Raw genomic sequence first — 3,641 nt, 5'->3', positions numbered from 1 at the left:
AAACTGATAGAGATTGCAAAGGAACAGCAACGACTTTTAGCGGCCTGACAATTGGATACCTAAAGGTAATTTACACACAATAAAGGACTTGACCTCAGTCGCTTACAAAAAGATATATAATTACTATGTATTTTTCAATCTTATATACCTGTCTCCAAGTATTCATTTTTTACAACAACACAAATGTAAAATAGGATTAATTTTTTAATATAAATGAGTATGACAATCGAGATTTGTGGGGCTGATTTTATAATGAGAAGGAAATCGACAAATTCAAATTGTATGGTTAAGGGGGACTCAATGAAAAAATATGAGAAAATCCACCATACAACGGTTGGATCGTACATGCAATACCTATGCAATGAATTTGCGTTTTATAAAATCCGTAGATACGATATCAAAGGGAAAAAATATTTATCAAGTAATGATAAGTATTATCTCAGTGATCATACATTTCGGTACGCCAAGCTCGGCACAAGAAATATGGATTATGGAAGAATCCTTGAGAATATTGTGGCTATAGAACTTCTTCGCAGAGGGTATGAGGTTTATGTCGGGGTATTATATAAAAAAGAGATAGATTTTGTGGCGATAAAACGTAGCGAAAAAATCTATATTCAAGTATCCGATAACATAAGCGATGATAAGACTTTTGAGAGAGAAGTTTCACCACTTTTGCAGATAAAAGATGCATATCCTAAAATGCTTATCGCACGTACAAGAAATGATGAATACCAATACGAAGGTATAAAAATTGTCGATTTAGCTGATTGGCTGTTAGAGGCATGAATTAGCCAAAAACAGAAAAAAATAAAAAATGGCTAATAGATATAAGGCTCCGAATTTAAATGTAAATTATTTCTTATGCGGTCAAGGATGTGCCCGAAATGAGGCGGCTGATGGAAATGCTGGTGGTCGCAGAGAGGGAGCGGAAGTTTGTGATACATTTTGGGGTGTAAAATGATGTGAGGCAAGACAAGGAGCCTAAACTGAGCAAGTATTTCTATTCAAAGGCAATCTGAGTAATGGAGCATTATGAAACGGTTATTTGAAATTGATCTTAAAGATTATAAAGAAACAGATGCAGTTTTTCGCAGACCTTCAGCCAGGGCGATAATTATAAAAAATGATAAACTTGCCCTAGTCTACAGCAAGAAAGAGAAATATTACAAGTTCCCTGGAGGAGGAATCCATGATGATGAAGACAAGAAAGAAGCGCTCATCAGAGAGGTTAGGGAAGAAGTAGGACTTGTTGTAATTCCTGAATCTATCAGGGAATATGGAAGTGTATTGCGAAGACAGAAGAGCACCGTAAAGGATGGTGAAATCTTTGAACAGGAGAATTATTACTACTTCTGCGATGTTGAGGATCGAGCTGTTGAACAGGATTTGGATGCTTATGAGGATGAAGCGGGGTTCGTGCTGAAAATAGTGGATATAGATGAGGCTATTGCGACTAATGCAGCGTATTCTAGTGAAGATTATTTCAATGAAATCATGATCAAAAGAGATAGAAGAATGCTTGAAATGGTAAAGCAGGAGTTGGGATGGAAATAAGGATTCCTTACGAAGGGGCAAAAAAGATGCTGCTTGTTGATGATGTTGATAATAAGAAGTTTCTTAGAGATCTTTTGGAAGCAATGTATGATGAGCTTCCTGAGCCCAAGAAAAAGTATAGGCGATGTTTGGCCTGCGGAGTGAAAGAAGGAATAGTTACGATGAAAATCTTTGCATTTGGGCTGTGACTTTGGGATAGTGGGGAGTGATTCATATCTAACTGGATGGTTTTCATGATGGAGCAATTATCGTTTTTTGAGGAAAAACACAATGATCCACGGCCTCCGCTGGCACTTAACTGGAATCTGTGGCATGGATGCACCAGAGCAAGTACAGGGTGCCTACATTGTTATGTTTACCGGAGAGATGAGTCCATAGGAAAGGACCCTACAGTCCTTCATAAGACAGATAACTTTAATCTCCCAATACGAAAACTAAGGTCAGGACAGTATAAGGGCATGTATAAGGTTCCATGCGGGTCACACATTTATACATGTTTTTCTTCAGATTTCTTTCATCCCGATGCAGATGGATGGAGAAAAGATGCCTGGGAAATGATGCATGAGCGTTCAGATTGTACATTCTTTATGATTACTAAAAGACCTGAGCGTATTGCAGATCATCTCCCTGCAGGATGGGGGAACGGATGGGAGCATGTTACGATAGCCGTTACCTGTGAGAATCAGGATATGCTGGATAAGAGACTTCCGGTTTATCTGGATCTTCCATTGTTCCATCATGCCGTGATGATAGAACCTATGCTGACTGAGGTGGATTTGAGTCAATATATCGAAAAATACAGGACTTCCGATGGGCGACCGCTCATCGAGGAGGTTTCCGTAGGTGGAGAGTCAGGAGCAAATGCAAGGGTCTGCGATTATAAATGGGTAGAGAAGGTATGGTTACAGTGTAAAGAGAACGGAATCTCATTTTATTATCACCAGACAGGAGCAAAACTGATTAAGGATGGGAAGCTTTATAACATCCCAAGAAAGCTACAGCATATCCAGGCGCATAAAGCTGGATTGGATTTATAACTTTTTATTACGTTCTAAAGTATTAATGTGCATAATGCAAAAGCGGTGAAAAACAGACCTTTATCTGTGTGCGGATCAGGTCTGTCTTTGGTTGTACGATAGTATATATTTACATAAGCCATGGCTTAAAGGACTGTCAATCGAGGAGGATGCGGTATTTGAATATTCTTTTATTCCTTGCAAAAGGCTTTGAAACTATGGAAGCCAGTGTTTTTGTTGATGTTATGGGATGGGCAAGAAATGATTTTGATTGTGATGTAAACGTAATCACATGTGGCCTGAGCAAAACTGTTGTGAGTACATTTGGAGTTCCGGTTACAGTAGATACACTTTTAAATGAAGTGAAAATAGAAGATTATGATGCGTTGGCTATTCCGGGCGGATTTGAAGAATATGGATTTTATGATGAAGCTTTTTCCGAAGAAGTATCTGAATTAATAAGAGGGTTTAACAGCCAGCATAAACCTATAGCGTCTGTCTGCGTTGCAGCTCTGGCACTTGCTCATAGTGGAATCCTGACAGGAAAGAAAGCAACAACATATCACTTAAATGGTGGAAACAGGCAGAAACAACTAGGTGAATATGGTGTTGAGGTAATAAATGAGCCTATCGTTCAGACAGATAATATCATCACATCATATTGTCCACAGACTGCTCCGGGAGTTGCATTTTCTCTCTTAAGCATTCTTGTGGGAGAAGAAAAGATGAGCGAAGTACGTACAGCAATGGGGTACTAAGGAGGGAAAAGTGAGAATACTTTTGGCTGACCAGAATAATCTTGAAGATGTAAGAAATATAAAGAGATCGAGTATAACAGGATTGAAACAGAGAATGGAGATTATGATGTATCAGCGAGAAAACTCCTTCCGACATAGTCGGTGGGGGATGAATCGCTGACCCTCAGCGCTTTGCTTTGCTGTATCGCCCTGTTTTTTCATATTTTCTTTTGTGCTCATCCGTGCGCTGGCTTTCTATATATTTTTTCACTGTCTCAAGTGAAACGGAACCGGTTGTGGCGCAAAAATAACTCCTGCTCCAGAAAAGAGC

4 protein-coding genes and 2 pseudogenes are annotated in these 3,641 nt (G+C 39.1%); 5 read left to right on the top strand and 1 reads right to left on the bottom strand.

From position 1 onward, the window contains the following. Positions 1 to 240 precede the first annotated feature (240 nt). From G610_RS21205 to G610_RS0115100, 5 genes and pseudogenes are all read left to right on the top strand, one after another. Positions 241 to 789, top strand: a pseudogene (locus G610_RS21205) (DUF4143 domain-containing protein); the annotation flags it as partial. A gap of 246 nt (positions 790 to 1,035) precedes the next feature. Then, positions 1,036 to 1,557, top strand: a complete 522-nt coding sequence (locus G610_RS0115115; protein WP_026525438.1) for an NUDIX domain-containing protein — start codon at positions 1,036 to 1,038, stop codon at positions 1,555 to 1,557. Positions 1,558 to 1,559: 2 nt separating this feature from the next. Next, positions 1,560 to 1,682: pseudogene (locus G610_RS23845) on the top strand (TfoX/Sxy family protein); the annotation flags it as partial. Positions 1,683 to 1,790: 108 nt separating this feature from the next. Continuing rightward, positions 1,791 to 2,594 (top strand): DUF5131 family protein, encoded by an 804-nt coding sequence (locus tag G610_RS0115105; protein ID WP_242829664.1) that lies wholly within the window; start codon positions 1,791 to 1,793, stop codon positions 2,592 to 2,594. A 149-nt stretch (positions 2,595 to 2,743) separates the two neighbouring features. Then, positions 2,744 to 3,331 (top strand): DJ-1/PfpI family protein, encoded by a 588-nt coding sequence (locus G610_RS0115100; protein ID WP_035797740.1) that lies wholly within the window; start codon positions 2,744 to 2,746, stop codon positions 3,329 to 3,331. A gap of 163 nt (positions 3,332 to 3,494) precedes the next feature. Here the strand turns inward: G610_RS0115100 and G610_RS24040 are convergent. Next, positions 3,495 to 3,641: transposase (locus G610_RS24040; protein ID WP_196809857.1), on the bottom strand; the 147-nt coding region annotated here is incomplete at its 5' end.

The organism is Butyrivibrio sp. MB2005, assembly GCF_000424285.1.
Classification (GTDB): domain Bacteria; phylum Bacillota; class Clostridia; order Lachnospirales; family Lachnospiraceae; genus Butyrivibrio.
This window is presented reverse-complemented; position numbering and strand designations above follow the sequence as displayed.